13 protein-coding genes are annotated in these 17,110 nt (G+C 61.2%); 9 read left to right on the forward strand and 4 right to left on the reverse strand.

The annotated features are described in order from the left end of the window. The first annotated feature begins 188 nt into the window (after positions 1–188). From ATI14_RS22735 to ATI14_RS22755, 5 genes are all read left to right on the forward strand, one after another. Positions 189–3,686 carry a response regulator gene (locus ATI14_RS22735; RefSeq protein WP_016974438.1) on the forward strand — a complete coding sequence of 1,166 codons (3,498 nt, stop codon included), beginning with the start codon at positions 189–191 and terminating at the stop codon, positions 3,684–3,686. Continuing rightward, positions 3,687–4,517, forward strand: a complete 831-nt coding sequence (locus ATI14_RS22740; protein WP_016974439.1) for a CheR family methyltransferase — start codon at positions 3,687–3,689, stop codon at positions 4,515–4,517. Beyond that, a complete protein-coding gene (locus ATI14_RS22745; protein ID WP_016974440.1) occupies positions 4,514–5,113 on the forward strand; it encodes a chemotaxis protein CheB in 600 nt (199 codons plus the stop codon). The genes ATI14_RS22740 and ATI14_RS22745 overlap by 4 nt, the downstream gene beginning before the upstream one ends. Further along, a complete protein-coding gene (locus ATI14_RS22750) occupies positions 5,107–6,300 on the forward strand; it encodes a hybrid sensor histidine kinase/response regulator (RefSeq protein WP_080520446.1) in 1,194 nt (397 codons plus the stop codon). The genes ATI14_RS22745 and ATI14_RS22750 overlap by 7 nt, the downstream gene beginning before the upstream one ends. 78 nt (positions 6,301–6,378) lie before the next feature. Then, positions 6,379–6,756 carry a response regulator gene (locus ATI14_RS22755; protein ID WP_003217591.1) on the forward strand — a complete coding sequence of 126 codons (378 nt, stop codon included), beginning with the start codon at positions 6,379–6,381 and terminating at the stop codon, positions 6,754–6,756. A gap of 25 nt (positions 6,757–6,781) precedes the next feature. On the opposite strand, the gene ATI14_RS22760 is transcribed toward ATI14_RS22755, so the two are convergent. The 4 genes from ATI14_RS22760 to ATI14_RS22775 form a co-directional block, all read right to left on the reverse strand. Further along, positions 6,782–8,452, reverse strand: a complete 1,671-nt coding sequence (locus ATI14_RS22760; RefSeq protein WP_016974441.1) for an ATP-binding protein — start codon at positions 8,450–8,452, stop codon at positions 6,782–6,784. Next, positions 8,452–9,951 carry an ATPase domain-containing protein gene (locus ATI14_RS22765; protein WP_016974442.1) on the reverse strand — a complete coding sequence of 500 codons (1,500 nt, stop codon included), beginning with the start codon at positions 9,949–9,951 and terminating at the stop codon, positions 8,452–8,454. The genes ATI14_RS22760 and ATI14_RS22765 overlap by 1 nt, the downstream gene beginning before the upstream one ends. A 145-nt stretch (positions 9,952–10,096) precedes the next feature. Further along, the gene (locus ATI14_RS22770) at positions 10,097–11,155 is read right to left on the reverse strand and encodes a HEAT repeat domain-containing protein (protein WP_016974443.1); all 1,059 of its coding nucleotides are present in this window, start codon (positions 11,153–11,155) and stop codon (positions 10,097–10,099) included. A 76-nt stretch (positions 11,156–11,231) separates the two neighbouring features. Next, positions 11,232–12,125, reverse strand: coding sequence for a bestrophin family protein (locus ATI14_RS22775; protein ID WP_016974444.1), 894 nt, complete (start codon positions 12,123–12,125; stop codon positions 11,232–11,234). Positions 12,126–12,341: 216 nt separating this feature from the next. On the opposite strand from ATI14_RS22775, the gene ATI14_RS22780 reads away from it, so the two are divergent. From ATI14_RS22780 to ATI14_RS22795, 4 genes are read left to right on the forward strand one after another with little or no spacing between them, the layout of a single operon-like run. Then, a complete protein-coding gene (locus ATI14_RS22780) occupies positions 12,342–13,985 on the forward strand; it encodes an AMP-binding protein (protein WP_016974445.1) in 1,644 nt (547 codons plus the stop codon). 21 nt (positions 13,986–14,006) lie between these two features. Beyond that, positions 14,007–14,774, forward strand: coding sequence for an SDR family NAD(P)-dependent oxidoreductase (locus tag ATI14_RS22785; RefSeq protein WP_016974446.1), 768 nt, complete (start codon positions 14,007–14,009; stop codon positions 14,772–14,774). Positions 14,775–14,780: 6 nt separating this feature from the next. Then, a complete protein-coding gene (locus ATI14_RS22790; RefSeq protein ID WP_165448255.1) occupies positions 14,781–15,971 on the forward strand; it encodes an acetyl-CoA C-acyltransferase in 1,191 nt (396 codons plus the stop codon). A gap of 9 nt (positions 15,972–15,980) precedes the next feature. Continuing rightward, positions 15,981–17,108, forward strand: coding sequence for an acyl-CoA dehydrogenase (locus ATI14_RS22795; protein ID WP_016974448.1), 1,128 nt, complete (start codon positions 15,981–15,983; stop codon positions 17,106–17,108). The last annotated feature ends 2 nt before the right edge of the window (positions 17,109–17,110 follow it).

Genomic DNA, 17,110 nt, shown 5'->3' on the forward strand with positions numbered 1-17,110 from the left:
TCGCGTTCCAGGCGTCCTTCAGGTATGTGTTTTCATTTGTGTAAATGTGTTGTCGAAATCGGCTTGAATCAGCGTGTAATTGGCCGGCTATACGTAGGCTTTTGCGTCAAATCGGCGCAGAAACGTAGCCCTGACCCCTGACATTCGGGCAAACTCCCCCTTTTTCCGCATCTGGCCAAGGCACGCCCATGACTCCCGCTTCGTCCGTCGATGAAAAGAGCTTTCGTAAACTCCTGAGCCGCAACGTGGCCCTGCCGTTGGGCGTGGGTGTGCTCAGCGCAGTGTTTTTTGTCGTGCTGATCACCTATTTGCTCTCGGTGATTCAGTGGGTGGAGCACACCGACCGGGTCATCAACAACCTCAATGAGTCGTCCAAGCTGACGGTGGACCTGGAAACCGGCATGCGCGGTTTCCTGATTACCGGCGATGAGCATTTCCTAGACCCCTACGAAGTGGCCAAGCCACGCATCATTGCCGACCTGCGCAACCTGCAGGAGCTGGTGGCGGATAACACCCAGCAGGTCGACCGCCTCAAGCGCCTGGAAGCCCTGCAAATCGAATGGAACAACTACGCTGCCTCGATGATTGAGTTGCAGCGCACCAGTGGCGATTACCGAGGCGCAGTGAAGGCTGGGCGAGGCAAGCGTCTGACCGACGAGATTCGCAAGGAATACGACGACGCAGTCGCAATGGAGCAACAGTTCCGTATCAGCCGCAATGAAGACGTCACCCGTACCACGGTGATCAGCGTCACGCTTTACCTGGCGTTTGTGCTCGGCTTGAGCGGTTTTCTGGCGTACATCGGCAGGAAGAACCTGCTTTCTCTTTCCGAGAGTTATGACGAAAACATCGCGTCACAACAGCGAATTGCCAAACGCCTCGAACAGCAGGCCTGGCTGCGTAACGGCCAGACTGAGCTGGCGGAGCAGGTGCTTGGCCAACTAACGTTGAACCTGCTGGGCCGCAACATCCTGCAATTTTTTGCTCAATACATGGGCTCGGCCGTAGCCGCGCTGTATGTGCGTGAAGAGCACGGCGGCCTCAAGCGCGTGGCCACCTACGGGTTCTCCCGTGAACAGGAACAACAGGAACAGTCGATCTACAGCGACGAAGGTATCGTCGGGCAGGCCGCCCAGCTTGATCGCCTGATTCGCCTGGACGACGTACCGGTGGACTACTTCAAGGTCAGCTCCGGTCTGGGCGAAGGTTCAACCCGCAGCGTCCTGGTGATGCCAACCAGCGACGACGACCGCGTCAACGGCGTGATCGAGCTGGGTTTCCTGCGCTCGCTGGAAGAGCGCGACGTGGAATTGCTTGAGCTGATCGCCGGCAACATCGGCACCTCCATCGAAGCCGCCCGTTACCGCCAGCGTCTGCAGGAAGTGCTGGCCGAAACCCAGCAGCTCAACGAAGAGCTGCAAGTGCAGCAGGAAGAACTCAAGACCGCCAACGAAGAACTCGAGGAACAGTCACGCATCCTCAAGGAATCCCAGGCCCACCTGGAAACCCAGCAGGCTGAGCTGGAGCAGACCAACGAACAATTGGCCGAGCAAACCCAGACCCTGGCCGAGCAACGCGATGCCATGGATCGCAAGAACGTCGAACTCAACCAGGCCCAACTGGAACTGGAAGACCGCGCCGAAGAATTGCAACGCTCCAGCAAGTACAAATCCGAATTCCTCGCCAACATGTCCCACGAGCTGCGCACGCCGCTCAACAGTTCGCTGATCCTGGCCAAGCTGCTGGCCGAGAACCCGCAGGAGAATCTGAGCGCCGAACAGGTCAAGTTTGCCGAGTCGATCTATTCGGCAGGCAATGATTTGCTCAACCTGATCAACGACATTCTGGATATTTCCAAGGTCGAGGCCGGCAAGCTGGAAATGCGCCCCGAGAACTCCAGTGTGGCCCGCTTGGTGGACGGCCTGCGCGGCATGTTCGAGCCGCTGGCGGCCGATCGCAAATTGGGCTTTCAGGTTGAAGTGCAGAGCGATGCGCCCGCCATGCTGTTTACCGACCGCCAGCGTCTGGAACAGATCCTCAAGAACCTGCTGTCCAACGCGGTCAAGTTCACCGAACACGGCGAAGTCAGTCTGTCCGTGGCCCGCGCGCCGGGGGAGGGCATTGCCTTCAGCGTGCGCGATTCCGGCATTGGCATTGCGCCCGATCAGCAGGAAAGCATCTTCGAGGCCTTCCGCCAGGCCGATGGCACCACCAACCGCCGCTACGGCGGCACCGGGCTGGGCCTGTCGATTTCCCGAGACCTTGCCACCTTGCTTGGCGGCTATATCAGTGTGACCAGCGAGCCCGGCAAGGGCAGTACTTTCACACTGGTGTTGCCTGAACAGTATGTGGAACGTGAGGAAGATACGGCGCCCATCGAACAGCCGCGCCAGGCCGTTTCTGCGCCGGCACCCAAGCCCGTTGCCATTTCGCCATTGCCCGTGGCCGATACCACCCTGATCCCGCGCTTCGCCGACGACCGTGACAAGGCGCCGTTTACCACGCGCTGCATCCTCGTAGTGGAAGACGAGCCGAACTTCGCTCGCATCCTGTTCGACCTGGCCCATGAGCTGGGCTACCACTGCCTGGTGGCCCATGGCGCGGACGAGGGCTACAGCCTGGCCGAAGAGTTCATCCCCGACGCGATCCTGCTGGACATGCGCCTGCCGGATCATTCCGGGCTGACCGTGCTGCAACGCCTCAAGGAGCACGCCAACACCCGCCACATTCCCGTGCATGTGATTTCCGTGGAAGACCGCGTCGAAGCCGCCATGCACATGGGCGCCATCGGTTACGCGGTCAAACCCACCACCCGCGAAGAGCTCAAGGATGTGTTTGCGCGCCTCGAAGCCAAGCTGACCCAGAAGGTCAAGCGTGTGTTGCTGGTGGAAGACGACGACCTGCAGCGCGACAGCATTGCCCGCCTGATTGGCGACGATGACATTGAAATTACCGATGTCGGCTACGCCCAGGCGGCGCTGGACCTGCTGCGTACCAACATCTACGACTGCATGATCATTGACCTGAAGCTGCCGGACATGCTCGGCAACGAGCTGCTCAAGCGCATGGCCACCGAGGATATTTGTTCCTTCCCGCCGGTAATCGTCTACACCGGGCGCAACCTGACCCGCGACGAAGAAGCCGAGCTGCGCAAGTATTCGCGCTCGATCATCATCAAGGGCGCCCGCTCGCCGGAGCGTTTGCTGGATGAGGTCACACTCTTTCTGCACAAAGTCGAATCCCAGCTGTCCCATGACCGCCAGAAGATGCTCAAGACCGCGCGCAGCCGCGACAAGGTTTTCGAGGGGCGCAAAATTCTGCTGGTGGACGACGATGTGCGCAACATCTTCGCCCTGACCAGTGCCCTGGAGCACAAAGGCGCTGTGGTGGTGATCGGGCGTAACGGCCGTGAAGCCATCGATAAACTCAATGAAGTCGACGATATCGATCTGGTGCTGATGGACGTGATGATGCCGGAGATGGACGGTTACGAGGCCACGGCCTTGATTCGTCAGGACCCGCGCTGGAAAAAGCTGCCGATTATCGCGGTGACGGCCAAGGCCATGAAGGACGATCAGGAGCGCTGCCTCGCGGCGGGCTCCAACGATTACCTGGCCAAGCCGATTGACCTGGATCGCCTGTTTTCACTGATTCGCGTATGGCTGCCGAAGATGGAACGCATTTAAGTGGAGCGCAGTTTTTTGGACAAAAGCAGCGATATTGAGCTGCGCCTGTTGATCGAGGCGATTTACCTCAAGTACAGCTATGACTTTCGCGATTATTCCGGCGCGTCGGTCAAGCGCCGTGTGGCCCATGCCTTGCGCCAGTTTGACTGCGCGACCATTTCCGCGCTGCAGGAACGGGTGCTGCACGACCCGGCAGCGTTCATGCAATTGCTGCAATTTCTGACGATTCCGGTCAGCGAGATGTTTCGTGACCCCTCGCACTTCCTGGCCATCCGCCAGGAAGTCGTGCCGCTGCTCAAGACGTACCCCTCGATCAAGATCTGGATCGCCGGCTGCAGCACGGGCGAGGAGGTGTACTCCATGGCGATCCTGCTGCGCGAGGAGGGTTTGCTCGAGCGCACGATCATTTACGCCACCGACATCAACCCGGCATCGCTGGACAAAGCCAAGCAGGGCATTTTCTCGCTGGAGAACGTGCGCGCCTACACCGCCAACTACCAGCAGGCCGGTGGCCAACGTTCATTTGCTGACTACTACACGGCGGCATACGATTACGCCATCTTCGACAAGACGCTGCGCGAGAATGTGACCTTTGCCGATCACAGCCTGGCGACGGATAGCGTATTCTCGGAAACTCAATTAATTTCATGCCGCAACGTACTGATTTATTTCAATAAAAAGTTGCAGGACCGAGCGTTTGGGTTGTTCCACGAGTCGTTGTGTCATCGCGGCTTTCTGGTGCTGGGCAGCAAGGAAACCCTGGATTTTTCCGCCTACAGCAAGCAATTCGAACCGTTGGTCAAGCAAGAACGGATCTACCGCAAATCATGAGCGACGCGCCTGCCAGCCCGATTCACGGGATTGAAGCCATCGTCGTCGGCGCCTCCGCCGGCGGTGTAGAGGCGTTGCTGAGTATTTTTGGCGAGCTGCCCGAGGGTTTCGGGTTGCCGATCATTGCCGTGCTGCATTTGCCCGATGAGCGCCGCAGCCAGTTGGCGCAAGTGTTTGCCCGGCGCCTGCGCATTCCGGTCAGGGAAGCGCGGGACAAGGAAGTGATCGAGGCGGGCACTCTGTATTTTGCCGGGCCGGGTTATCACCTGTCGGTAGAGCACGACCGCAGCCTGTCCCTCAGCCAGGAAGACCGCGTGCACCATTCGCGGCCTGCCATCGATTATCTGTTCGCCTCGGCGGCCGATACCTACGGCCACGGCCTGCTTGCGATTTTGTTGACCGGCGCCAACCAGGATGGCGCACGTGGACTGGCTCATGTCAAACAGTCAGGCGGTACCACCGTGGTACAGGACCCCAAGGAAGCACGCATCGCCGTGATGCCGCTGGCGGCCCTGGCCCTGCACACACCTGATCATATTCTCACCTTGAGCCAGATCGGCTCATGGCTGGCTTCCCTGGAAAACTCCCCATGTTAAGTAATGTCCAGGCCAAACTGCTGATCGTCGACGATCTGCCGGAAAACCTGCTGGCCCTCGAAGCGCTGATCAAGCGCGAGGATCGCCAGGTCTTCAAGGCATTGAGCGCCGATGAGGCGTTGTCCCTGTTGTTGGAACACGAGTTCGCCATGGCGATTCTCGACGTACAGATGCCCGGCATGAACGGTTTCGAACTCGCCGAGTTGATGCGCGGCACCGAAAAAACCAAAAACATCCCGATTGTGTTCGTCAGCGCCGCCGGCCGCGAGCTCAACTATGCCTTCAAGGGCTACGAGAGCGGCGCCGTCGACTTCCTGCACAAGCCGCTGGATATCCACGCGGTCAAGAGCAAGGTCAATGTGTTCGTCGACCTGTACCGCCAGAGCAAGGCCGTCAAGCAGCAGGTCGAAGCCCTGGAGCGCAGCCGCCGCGAGCAGGAGTTGCTGCTCAACCGCCTGCAGGCCACCCAGGCCGAGCTGGAGCAAGCGGTGCGCATGCGTGACGACTTCATGTCCATTGTTGCCCATGAAGTGCGTACGCCGCTTAACGGGCTGATTCTGGAGACCCAACTGCGCAAGATGCACCTGGCCCGCGATAACGCTGCGGCGTTTACCCTGGACAAGATGCACGCCATGGTCGACCGCGATGAGCGCCAGATCCAGAGCCTGATCCGCCTGATCGAAGACATGCTCGATGTGTCGCGCATCCGCACCGGCAAGCTGTCGATTCGCCCGGCGCGGTTCGACCTGGCTCAACTGGTGCGCAACCTGGTGGAAAACTTCGCGCCGCAGGTGGCGGCGGCGGACTCATCCATGCAGCTTGTTGCCGAGCAGCCGGTGGAGGGCAACTGGGATGAGTTCCGTATCGAACAAGTGGTGACCAACCTGCTGACCAATGCCTTGCGCTACGGCGCCAAAAGCCCGGTGGACGTGCGGGTGTACACCGAGCACGGCGAGGCGCGGGTCGAGGTGCGTGACCGCGGCATTGGCATCAGCGAAGAGAACCAGAAGCGTATTTTCCAGCAATTCGAGCGGGTTTCCGCCAGCCAGGTCGCAGCTGGCCTGGGCCTTGGACTGTTCATTTCCGAGCAGATCGTGGCCGCCCATGGTGGCACCATTGAGGTCGAGAGCCGGATAGGCGAGGGCGCCCTGTTCCGGGTGTGCCTGCCCCTGGCCGCGTCGGCATGAAATCAATCGTCACCCCGACGCAACCTCTGCGTGACCCCATGGTCGTAATTGCAGCTATTGACCGGACAAAGGCTTCCCATGAGTGAAGATGCACAAGATGTTGTACTGATCGTCGAAGACGACGAATCAATTATGTTTGTGCTGGGTGAATACCTGGCTGGCCTGGGCTATCGGGTCTTGAAAGCGATTGACGGTGAGCAGGCCTTTGAAATCCTGGCGACCAAGCCGCACCTGGACCTGATGGTCACCGATTACCGTCTGCCGGGCGGTATTTCCGGGGTGCAGATCGCCGAGCCGGCGATCAAGCTGCGTCCGGAATTGAAAGTGATCTTTATCAGCGGTTACCCGCAGGAAATTCTCGACTGCAACAGCCCGATCACGCGCAACGCGCCGATCCTGGCCAAGCCGTTCGACCTGGATACGCTGCAAGAGCATATCCAGCGCCTGTTGGCCTGATACGTTTGAGGGCTGCGCTGCAGCCCTAGTCCCTGATCATCTCTCTGACTTTTGCCGTCAACAGGTCAAACGTGAACGGCTTGGTGATCAACTGCATGCCTGGATCAAGGAAACCGCCGCGTACCGCCGCGTGTTCGGCGTAACCGGTGATGAACAGCACCTTCAGGCCCGGACGTATCTGCCGGCCAATCTCCGCCAGTTGCCGGCCATTCATGCCGGGTAGCCCCACATCACTGATCAGCAAGTCGATACGCTGCTCGGACTCGATGATCGGCACCGCCGCATTGGCGTCGCCGGCTTCAACAAAGCCATAGCCCAATTCTTTCAACACGGCACTCACCAATACCCGAACGGCAGGGTCGTCTTCGACGATCAGCACAGTTTCGCCCGCATTGGCAAACGGCAGCAGCGCCGGGTTGATCGATTCTTCCACCTGCATTTCACCCATAAAGCGGGGGAGGAACAGGCTGACGGTGGTGCCTTTGCCGACTTCACTGTGGATCGTCACATGCCCATGGGATTGTCGGGCAAACCCGTAGATCATCGAGAGTCCGAGCCCGGTGCCCTGGCCAATGGGTTTGGTGGTGAAAAAGGGGTCGAACACTCGGCCCATCACGCTTTCCGGAATGCCGCAGCCGTTGTCACTGACGCTCAGCTCTACGTAATCACCGGGTTCGAGAGTGCCGTAGGCGGCGGTAAACACACTGTCGAGGTGACGGTTGGTGGTTTCCACTACCAGGCGGCCGCCGTTGGGCATGGCGTCCCGGGCGTTGAGCACCAGGTTGAGCAGGGCGCTTTCCAGTTGGTTGGGGTCGGCTTCGGCCGTCCATAGTGCGTCGGCGAGGCGCATGTCCAGGTCGATGCTTTCGTTGATGCTGCGCTGCAACAGCTCGCCCATGGAACTGACCAGCTGGTTGATCTCCACCGGCTTGGAGTCCAGCGACTGGCGCCGCGAGAATGCCAGCAAGCGGTGAGTCAGGCCCGCGGCGCGGTTGGCCGAGGTCACGCCCAGGTCAATCAAACCGTCGAGGTCATCCAGCTTGCCGCGCGCGATGCGCCGGCGCAGCAATTCCAGGCTGCCGATGATGCCGGTGAGCATGTTGTTGAAGTCATGGGCAATGCCGCCGGTCAATTGACCGACGGCTTCCATTTTCTGCGATTGGCGCAGGGCGTCTTCATTGTTGCGCAGTTGCGCGGTGCGCTCCTCGACCTGCTGCTCAAGGGTTTCCAGGGTGCGTTGCAGGCGCAATTCACTTTGGCTGAGGTCGACCAGACGCTCGCGCGCTTCATACTGGCGTCGCCTGCCGCGCAGGGCGGCACTCACCAGGCTGATCAGCGTCACGGGGTGGAAAGGGCGCTCGAGAAATGTGACGTTGCCCAACAGCCCGCTGAGATAGGACGAACCGCTCTGCTCGCTGCCACCATGGTGAGTCATCAACACGATAGGGAGGTCGGACCAGGCCGGCTGCTGATGCAAGTGTTCCAGCAACGGCTCCAGATCGACACCGTGCAACGCCTCGGCGGCAACAATCAGCACGCCGGCGCCGTCTTCCAGCATCTCGCACAGCGACGCCAGGCTATTGGCTACGATGCCGCTGTAGCCGGCCTCGTTGAGCATCATCAGTGCCAGGGTGCTATCACGTCCCAACGGCGCGAGAATGATCGCGCGCTCGAAGGTGGGGGCCAGATCGGTCACTAACCCTCATCCTTGAGCAATGGGGAGCCTGCGCCCATGTAGGTTGGGATACCGCGCAACACGCCCTGGAAGTTGGCCAGGGGCTCGCCGACGGTCATGCCGCGACTGCCGATACGGTATTCGCGAATCGTCGATTCATGGGAGCCGGTGCGTTTCTTGATGATCGAAATGGCCCGGCGTACCTGCCCAATGGCTTCAAAGTAACGCAGCAGAATCACCGTGTCGGCCAGGTAAGTGATGTCGACCGGTGCCTGCATGTCGCCGACCAGGCCATGCTGGGCGACGGTCATAAAGGTGGCGGCACCCCGGCGGTTGAGGTACAGCAACAGCTCATGCATGTGCAGGATCAGCGCATTTTCTTCCGGCATCGCGGCCTGGTAGCCGTTGATACTGTCGATGACCACCGTTTTGATGCCGCGCTCATCCACCGCACGCCGCACGCGGTGGGAGAACTCACCCGGCGACAGCTCGGCGGCGTCTACCTGTTCGATCAACAGGTTGCCGGTGGCCTGCAGGGCTTCAAGGTCGATGCCCATGTTTTTCATGCGTTCGAACAGCAACCCCAGTTCTTCGTCGAAGATGAACAGCGCGGCCTTTTCTCCGCGCGTCACGGCTGCGGCGGCGAAGATCATCGAGATCAGCGATTTGCCGGTACCGGCCGGGCCTAGAATCAAACTGCTGGAGCCGGTTTCGATGCCGCCGCCCAACAGCAGGTCCAGTTCTTTAATGCCGCTGGTCAACGTCTGGCGGTCGTAGCCGCCACGATGTTCGGCCGCCACCAGGCGCGGGAACACATGCACGCCGTCCTGCAAAATGGTGAAGTCATGGAAGCCGCCCCGGTATTTCTGCCCGCGGTATTTCACCACCCGCACCCGGCGGCGCTCGGCACCGTAGTTGGGGGTCAGTTCTTCCAGGCGAATCACCCCGTGGGCCACGCTGTGCACAGTCTTGTCGAGGGATTCGGTGGTCAGGTCGTCCAGCAGCAACACTGTCGCGTCATAACGTACGAAGTAGTGCTTGATCGCGAGGATCTGCCGGCGATAGCGCAGCGAGCTTTGCGCCAGCAGGCGGATCTCCGACAGGCTGTCGACCACCACACGGGTCGGCTTGACGCGCTCGACCACTTCAAAGATCTGCCGCGTCGCTTCACCCAGTTCAAGGTCCGAGGAATACAGCAGGCTTTGCTGATGCTCGGCGTTGAGCAGGCTTTCCGGCGGGGTGAGTTCGAAGATATGGATATTGTCGTCCAGGTCCCAACCGTGGGACTTGGCGCCCTGGCGCAATTCGCGCTCGGTCTCCGACAGGGTGATATACAGCGAGCGCTCGCCGTTTTGCGCGCCGGCCTGCAGGAAGTGCAGGGCGACGGTGGTCTTGCCGGTACCCGGTTCACCCTCCAGCAGGAACAGGTGGCTGCGCGATAGCCCACCGGAAAGAATGTCATCAAGACCTTCGATGCCGGTGGCTGCCTTCTCACTGAACAGCGTATTGGATGTAGACAAGGAGTGCCCTCAGATCACGTACAAATGGTGGTGCGCGCCCGCTCGAGACGCGCCATATTTACTTGACCGTGGCGGCCTGTAGCGGTTCAACGCTTTGTAATATTTGTACAAAAGGGCAGGTTTTTTACAAGTTTTTGTAGCTGGGCTAGAGGCCTTGTTGCAGTGCCGGGTCATCAGGGTTCTGCTGCTCAAGCTGGGCAAGCAAGACTTGCACGTTCTGCAATTGGCCGCTTTCTTTCCAGTAATTGACCAGCAGCACGCGAGCTTTGCGGTTGGCAGGGTGGCGCTGGATGATTTCTTCGAGTTGGCGCTGAGCGGCCTCGAGTTCCTCCTGGGCGTGCAGAGTGGTGGCCAGGTCATAGCGGTAATCCTGATTGTCCGGCTCCAGTTCCACAGCCTTGGACAGGCCGAGCAATGCAAACGGGCGCTCGCCATGGTGCAGCAACCACATGCCCAGGGCGTGTTGCAGATAGGCCGATTCCGGGTGCGCGGCCAATTGCCGTGCGAGTAACTGACGGGACTCTTCCGACTTGCCTTGTTTGTCGAGTAACTCGATTTGCGCCACCACCGCTTGCAGGTTGTCCGGCTGCAGGCGTATGGCCTGCTCCAGGGCGTTTTGCGCGTCCGCCAGCAAGGCGCTGTGAATGTACAACCGTGCCAGTTGAATCCAGTTCTGCGCCGACTCGGGCTCGGCCTTGATCTTTTTCACGAATTCGTCGAGCACTTGCTGCAACGGGCCGAAATACAAGCCCAGGGTGTCGGGGGACAGGCCCAGCAAGGCATTGGCGGCAGCAAAGCGCACTTCCTGCTCCGGGTCATCCAGGGCCGGGCCGAGCAACAAGGTGCGTTGGCCGGTGGGCACCAGGCCCACAATGCTGTGGATCGCCGCTTCACGCACCAGCGGTGACTCATCGGCCAGGTCTTTATCCGCAAGCTTCAGCGCCTGCGGGCTGGGATAGTTGGGGAGTTCGGCATGCAGGGCGGCCCGCCGCTCGGGCGAGAGGTCCGGCCGACCCAACTGTTGATACAGCACTCGCGCAGCGCCCGGCTCGCCGTTATGCGCCTGTTTGAGTGCCTTGGCATAGCCATGGGCAATGGCCGGCGGCACAGCCACCGGGGCAGGACGGGAGAAAAACCAGGTGACCAATACAATCAACAGCAGGGCGCACAGGCCGATAAGGGCGTAACGGCGTGACTTTGACATGCAGGCGTCCAAAAGCTAGGGCAGCTATCGCAAAGCCATCAGCTTCGGTCAGACCATCGCGAGTGTCAAACCCGCTTCAGGTCAGCACGTACTCCACGGGCTCCAGCGCCGGCGGCAAGTCGGTTTCGCCCAGGGCGGCGAGCACTTCACGCTCTACGGTACGCAGCAGCGCATTGCACGGCAGGTCGTTTTCATCGAAACCGAACGGGTCTTCCAGGTCATCGCCGATTTCATCCAGGCCAAAGAAGGTGTAGCTGACGATGGCGGTGAACACGGGCGTCAACCAGCCCAGCGGCTCGGCCATGGCAAACGGCAACAGAATGCAAAACAGGTAAATGGTGCGATGCAATAACAACGTGTAGGGGAAGGGCAGCGGCGTGTGCTTGATCCGCTCGCAGGATGCCTGCACCTGGCTGAGGCTGACCAGCCGGGTTTCCAGCTGGGTATAGCGCCATTCACTGATCAGGCCCCGTTCGGCCAGCTCGGAGAACCGCGCGCCGACGTGTTGCAGCACGCAGTCCGGCAGGTTGGGGTGGCCGTTGTTCACGGCTGCCCACCGTTCCATCGCCAGGGCTTCGTCTTCATGGCGCAAACGCGCGATCAAGCCATGGGCAAAGCCACACAAAGCCCGCAGCAGGCCAGCGCGCTCGGGCGAGTCGCCGAGCACCTGGGTTTCGCGAATCAGAGAGCGCACCTCAATGATCATCTGCCCCAACTGCTTGCGGCCCTCCCACCAGCGGTCGTAACAGGCGTTGTTGCGAAAACTCATAAAGATCGACAACGACAACCCGAGCAGGGTGAAAGGCGTGGCGTTGACCTTGGAGAAATACGCCGGGTGCCAGGTTTCCACCAGCACGATCACCGACGCCAGCAAGGTTACCAGCAGGCTGCGCAGGGCAATGCGCTTGGCAATCGAGCCTTTGAGAGAGAACAGGATGCCCAGCAGATTGGGCTTGGGGCGGACGATCATCGGGAGGGGGCTTCTTCTGTGGCGCAGGCCTCAAGGTTAGAAGCTGCGGCGCAGGGCGTCCAATCACTTGGGCCGACCGGTTGATCGGCGCAGTCAATGATTGGCCAAACCAGTCAGCGAGGTTGAAGGCTTTGACCATTGCTGGCGCGCCGCTCTGGGGCGACTATTTCCGTGGTTTGCGTCCTGAAAATAAAAAACACAGAAGGATTTGAAACGATGCGTGAGTATTTGGCTGCCACGACCGGGTTTGATTACCAGCACACTGTCGACGCCGCTCTGGCCGGAAACCTGCAGGCGCTCAATGCCTGCGTGGAGTGCTGCGACCGCCACGCGCTGCCGGGGCGCATCGCGCTGTTCTGGGAAGGCAAGGATGGGCGCAGCGCCACCTCGACCTTTACCGAACTGCAGGACCAGGCCGCCCGCTTCGCCAATTTCCTGCTGGCTCAGGGCGTCAAACGGGGTGACAAAGTCGCCGGCCTGTTGCCTCGCACCGCCGAATTGCTGGTGGTGGTTTTTGCCACCTGGCGCATCGGTGCGGTTTACCAGCCGCTGTTTACCGCCTTCGGGCCCAAGGCCATCGAGCATCGCCTGAACAGTTCCGGCGCGGCGCTGGTGGTCACCGATGCGGTGAACCGGCCCAAACTCGCTGAAGTGGACGGCTGCCCGACCATCGTCACGGTGGCGGGTGCCAGGGGCGAAGGCATTGTGCGTGGCGATTTCAGTTTTTGGGCCGAACTGCCCAACCATTCGAATATCTGCGAGCCGGTCATGCTCGGCGCGGATGACCCGTTCCTGCTGATGTTCACCTCCGGCACCACCGGCCCGTCCAAAGCGCTGTCGGTGCCGCTTAAAGCCATCGTCGCGTTCCAGAGCTACACCCGCGATGCGGTGGACCTGCGCCCTGAAGACGCGTTCTGGAACGTCGCCGACCCCGGCTGGGCCTACGGCATTTACTTCGGCGTGACCGGGCCCCTGTCCATGGGCCATCCGATCACCTTCTACGATGGCCCGTTTACCCTGGAAAGCACTTGCCGGGTGATTAACAAATACGGGATTACCAACCTCACTGGCTCGCCGACCGCGTACCGCCTGCTGATTGCCGGCGGCGAGCAGTTTGCCCGGTCGATCAAGGGCAAACTGCGCATTGTCAGCAGCGCCGGCGAGCCGTTAAACCCTGAAGTGATTCGCTGGTTCGCCGACAACCTCGGCGTGACCATTCACGACCATTACGGCCAGACCGAGCTGGGCATGGTGCTGTGCAACCACCACGGCCTCGAGCATCCGGTGCATGTGGGCTCGGCCGGGTTCGCTTCGCCGGGGCACCGTATTGTGGTGCTCGACGATGACCATCAGGAACTGCCCGCCGGCCAGCCCGGTATCCTCGCCATCGACCGTGAGCAATCGCCCATGTGCTGGTTTGCCGGCTACGACGGCGTGAAGACCAAGGCCTTTGTCGGCAAGTACTACCTGAGCGGCGACACCGTGGAGCTCAACCCCGATGGCAGCATCAGCTTTGTCGGGCGCAGTGACGACGTGATCACCACCTCCGGCTACCGCGTGGGCCCGTTTGACGTGGAGAGCGCGCTGGTGGAACACCCCGCAGTGATCGAGGCGGCGGTGGTCGGCAAGCCGTGCCCGGAGCGCACCGAACTGGTGAAGGCGTTTGTGGTGATCAACCCGCAATACCGCGCCACCCCGGAGCTGGCCGAAGAACTGCGCCTGCACGTGCGCAAGCGTCTGGCCGCGCATGCCTATCCAAGAGAAATCGAATTCGTCAGTGACTTGCCCAAAACCCCGAGCGGCAAGCTGCAGCGTTTTATTTTGCGTAACCAGGAAATCGCCAAGGCGGCGGTGGCCTGATCCACTTTTAAGGAAACAATGATGCAGATTGAAAACAAGGTATTCCTGGTCAGCGGCGGTGCTTCGGGCCTGGGCGCCGCCACTGCTGAAATGCTGGTGGCGGCGGGCGCCAAGGTGATGCTGGTGGACCTGAACGCCGACGCGGTGGCCGCCAAAGCCAAGCAGCTGGGCGACAACGCCCGCAGCGCCGTGGCGGACATCAGCCAGGAAGCCGCGGCCGAGGCTGCCGTACAAGCCGCCGTCGCTGCGTTTGGCGGCTTGCACGGGTTGGTGAACTGCGCCGGTGTAGTGCGTGGCGAGAAAATCCTCGGCAAGAATGGCCCTCACGGCTTGGCCAGCTTCGCTCAAGTGATCAACGTCAACCTGATCGGCAGCTTCAACCTGCTGCGCCTGGCTGCAGCGGCCATTGCCGAAACCGAAGCGAACGCCGACGGTGAGCGCGGTGTCATCATCAACACCGCCTCGGTGGCGGCATTTGACGGGCAGATCGGCCAGGCGGCGTACTCAGCGTCCAAAGGCGCGATCGCCAGCCTGACCTTGCCCGCCGCCCGTGAACTGGCGCGCTTTGGCATTCGGGTGATGACCATCGCCCCCGGCATTTTCGAAACCCCGATGATGGCCGGCATGACGCCCGAAGTGCGCGATTCGCTGGCCGCCGGCGTGCCATTTCCGCCACGCCTGGGCAAGCCTGCCGAATATGCCGCGCTGGTGCGCCACATCATCGAAAACAGCATGCTCAACGGCGAGGTGATCCGTCTCGACGGCGCGCTGCGCATGGCGGCCAAGTAAGGAGAAATGACCATGAATGACCCAATCGTTATCGTCAGTGCCGTTCGCACGCCCATGGGCGGCTTCCAGGGCGACCTTAAAGGCCTCACCGCGCCGCAGCTGGGTTCTGCTGCGATTCGCGCCGCCGTCGAACGCGCCGGGATCGCCCCCGACGCCGTGGATGAAGTGCTGTTCGGCTGCGTGCTGCCGGCGGGCCTCGGCCAGGCGCCTGCACGTCAGGCGGCTCTGGGCGCCGGGCTGAACAAAGCCACGCGCTGCACCACCCTGAACAAAATGTGCGGCTCCGGCATGGAGGCGGCAATTGTGGCCCACGACTCGCTACTCGCCGGCAGCGCCGATGTGATGATTGCCGGCGGCATGGAAAGCATGTCCAACGCGCCGTATTTGCTGGACCGTGCACGCAGCGGCTACCGCATGGGCCACGGCAAGGTGCTGGACCACATGTTCCTTGACGGCCTTGAGGACGCGTACGACAAAGGTCGTCTGATGGGCACCTTTGCCGAGGACTGCGCCGAGCAGAACGGTTTCAGCCGTGAAGCCCAGGACGCCTTCGCCATTGCCTCGCTGACCCGCGCCCAGGAAGCCATCAACCACGGCAGCTTTGCCGCCGAGATCGTTCCGGTGCAGGTCACCGTGGGCAAGGAGCAGAAGACAATCCTCCACGACGAGCAACCGCCGAAGGCCAAGCTGGACAAAATCACCAGTCTCAAACCGGCCTTCCGCGAGGGCGGCAGCGTGACGGCGGCCAACTCCAGCTCGATTTCCGATGGTGCGGCGGCGCTGCTGTTGATGCGTCAGTCCGAAGCGCACAAACGCGGGCTCAAGCCCCTGGCGGTAATCCATGGCCACGCGGCCTTTGCCGACGAGCCGGGGCTGTTTCCGGTGGCGCCGGTGGGCGCGATTCGCAAGCTGATGAGCAAAACCGGCTGGAACCTGGGTGAAGTCGACCTGTTCGAGATCAACGAAGCCTTTGCCGTGGTCAGCCTGGTGACCATGAGCAAGCTGGAAATCCCCCATGAGAAGGTCAACGTGCACGGCGGCGCCTGTGCGCTGGGGCACCCGATCGGCGCGTCCGGCGCGCGCATTCTGGTGACTTTGCTGTCGGCCCTGCGCCAGAAGGGGCTCAAGCGCGGTGTTGCCGCCATCTGCATCGGCGGCGGCGAAGCCACGGCCATGGCCGTCGAATGCGTGTATTAAGGAATTTTTATGCTGCCCGATGACGAACAACTGCAAATCCGCGAGGCCGCCCGGCAATTTGCCCAGGAACGCCTGAAACCCTTCGCCGCCGAATGGGACCGTGAACACCGTTTTCCCAGGGAGGCCATCGGCGAAATGGCCGAGCTGGGCTTTTTCGGCATGCTGGTGCCGGAACAATGGGGCGGTTGCGACACCGGCTACCTGGCCTACGCCATGGCGCTTGAAGAAATTGCCGCCGGTGATGGTGCCTGCTCGACCATCATGAGCGTGCACAACTCGGTGGGCTGTGTGCCGATTCTGAAGTTCGGCAACGATGCGCAGAAAGAACAGTTCCTCAAGCCCCTGGCCAGCGGCGCCATGCTGGGCGCCTTTGCCCTGACCGAGCCGCAAGCCGGTTCCGACGCGAGCAGCCTGAAAACCCGCGCGCGCCTCGACGGCGACCATTACGTGCTCAACGGCTGCAAACAGTTCATCACGTCCGGGCAAAACGCCGGGGCGGTGATTGTGTTTGCGGTCACCGACCCGGCTGCCGGCAAACGCGGGATCAGCGCGTTTATTGTGCCGACCGACTCGCCGGGCTACTCGGTGGCGCGGGTGGAAGACAAACTCGGCCAACATGCTTCCGACACCTGCCAGATCCTGTTTGAGGATGTGAAGGTGCCGTTGGCCAATCGTTTGGGCGAGGAGGGCGAAGGCTACAGGATCGCCCTGGCCAATCTCGAAGGTGGCCGCGTCGGCATCGCCTCGCAATCGGTGGGCATGGCCCGTGCCGCCTTTGAAGCCGCCCGCGACTATGCCCGGGAGCGTGAGAGCTTTGGCAAGGCAATCATTGAGCATCAGGCGGTGGCCTTCCGTCTGGCCGACATGGCCACACAGATTGCCGTGGCCCGGCAGATGGTGCATTACGCCGCCGCCCTGCGCGACAGCGGCCAGCCGGCGCTGGTAGAAGCCTCCATGGCCAAGTTGTTTGCTTCGGAGATGGCCGAGAAAGTCTGCTCGGCCGCCTTGCAAACCCTGGGCGGTTACGGTTACCTGAGCGACTTCCCCCTGGAGCGCATCTACCGCGACGTGCGGGTCTGCCAGATCTACGAAGGCACCAGCGATATCCAGCGCATGGTCATCTCACGCAATCTTTAAGG

Source organism: Pseudomonas tolaasii NCPPB 2192 (assembly GCF_002813445.1).
Classification (GTDB): domain Bacteria; phylum Pseudomonadota; class Gammaproteobacteria; order Pseudomonadales; family Pseudomonadaceae; genus Aquipseudomonas; species Aquipseudomonas tolaasii.

Excerpts from the sequence above, each read along its gene's own strand:
- ATI14_RS22735 (WP_016974438.1), top strand. The coding sequence starts at position 189 with ATGACTCCCGCTTCGTCCGTCGATGAAAAGAGCTTTCGTAAACTCCTG.
- ATI14_RS22745 (WP_016974440.1), top strand. The coding sequence starts at position 4,514 with ATGAGCGACGCGCCTGCCAGCCCGATTCACGGGATTGAAGCCATCGTC.
- ATI14_RS22750 (WP_080520446.1), top strand. The coding sequence starts at position 5,107 with ATGTTAAGTAATGTCCAGGCCAAACTGCTGATCGTCGACGATCTGCCG.
- ATI14_RS22755 (WP_003217591.1), top strand. The coding sequence starts at position 6,379 with ATGAGTGAAGATGCACAAGATGTTGTACTGATCGTCGAAGACGACGAA.
- ATI14_RS22770 (WP_016974443.1), bottom strand. The coding sequence starts at position 11,155 with ATGTCAAAGTCACGCCGTTACGCCCTTATCGGCCTGTGCGCCCTGCTG.
- ATI14_RS22775 (WP_016974444.1), bottom strand. The coding sequence starts at position 12,125 with ATGATCGTCCGCCCCAAGCCCAATCTGCTGGGCATCCTGTTCTCTCTC.
- ATI14_RS22780 (WP_016974445.1), top strand. The coding sequence starts at position 12,342 with ATGCGTGAGTATTTGGCTGCCACGACCGGGTTTGATTACCAGCACACT.
- ATI14_RS22785 (WP_016974446.1), top strand. The coding sequence starts at position 14,007 with ATGCAGATTGAAAACAAGGTATTCCTGGTCAGCGGCGGTGCTTCGGGC.
- ATI14_RS22790 (WP_165448255.1), top strand. The coding sequence starts at position 14,781 with ATGACCATGAATGACCCAATCGTTATCGTCAGTGCCGTTCGCACGCCC.
- ATI14_RS22795 (WP_016974448.1), top strand. The coding sequence starts at position 15,981 with ATGCTGCCCGATGACGAACAACTGCAAATCCGCGAGGCCGCCCGGCAA.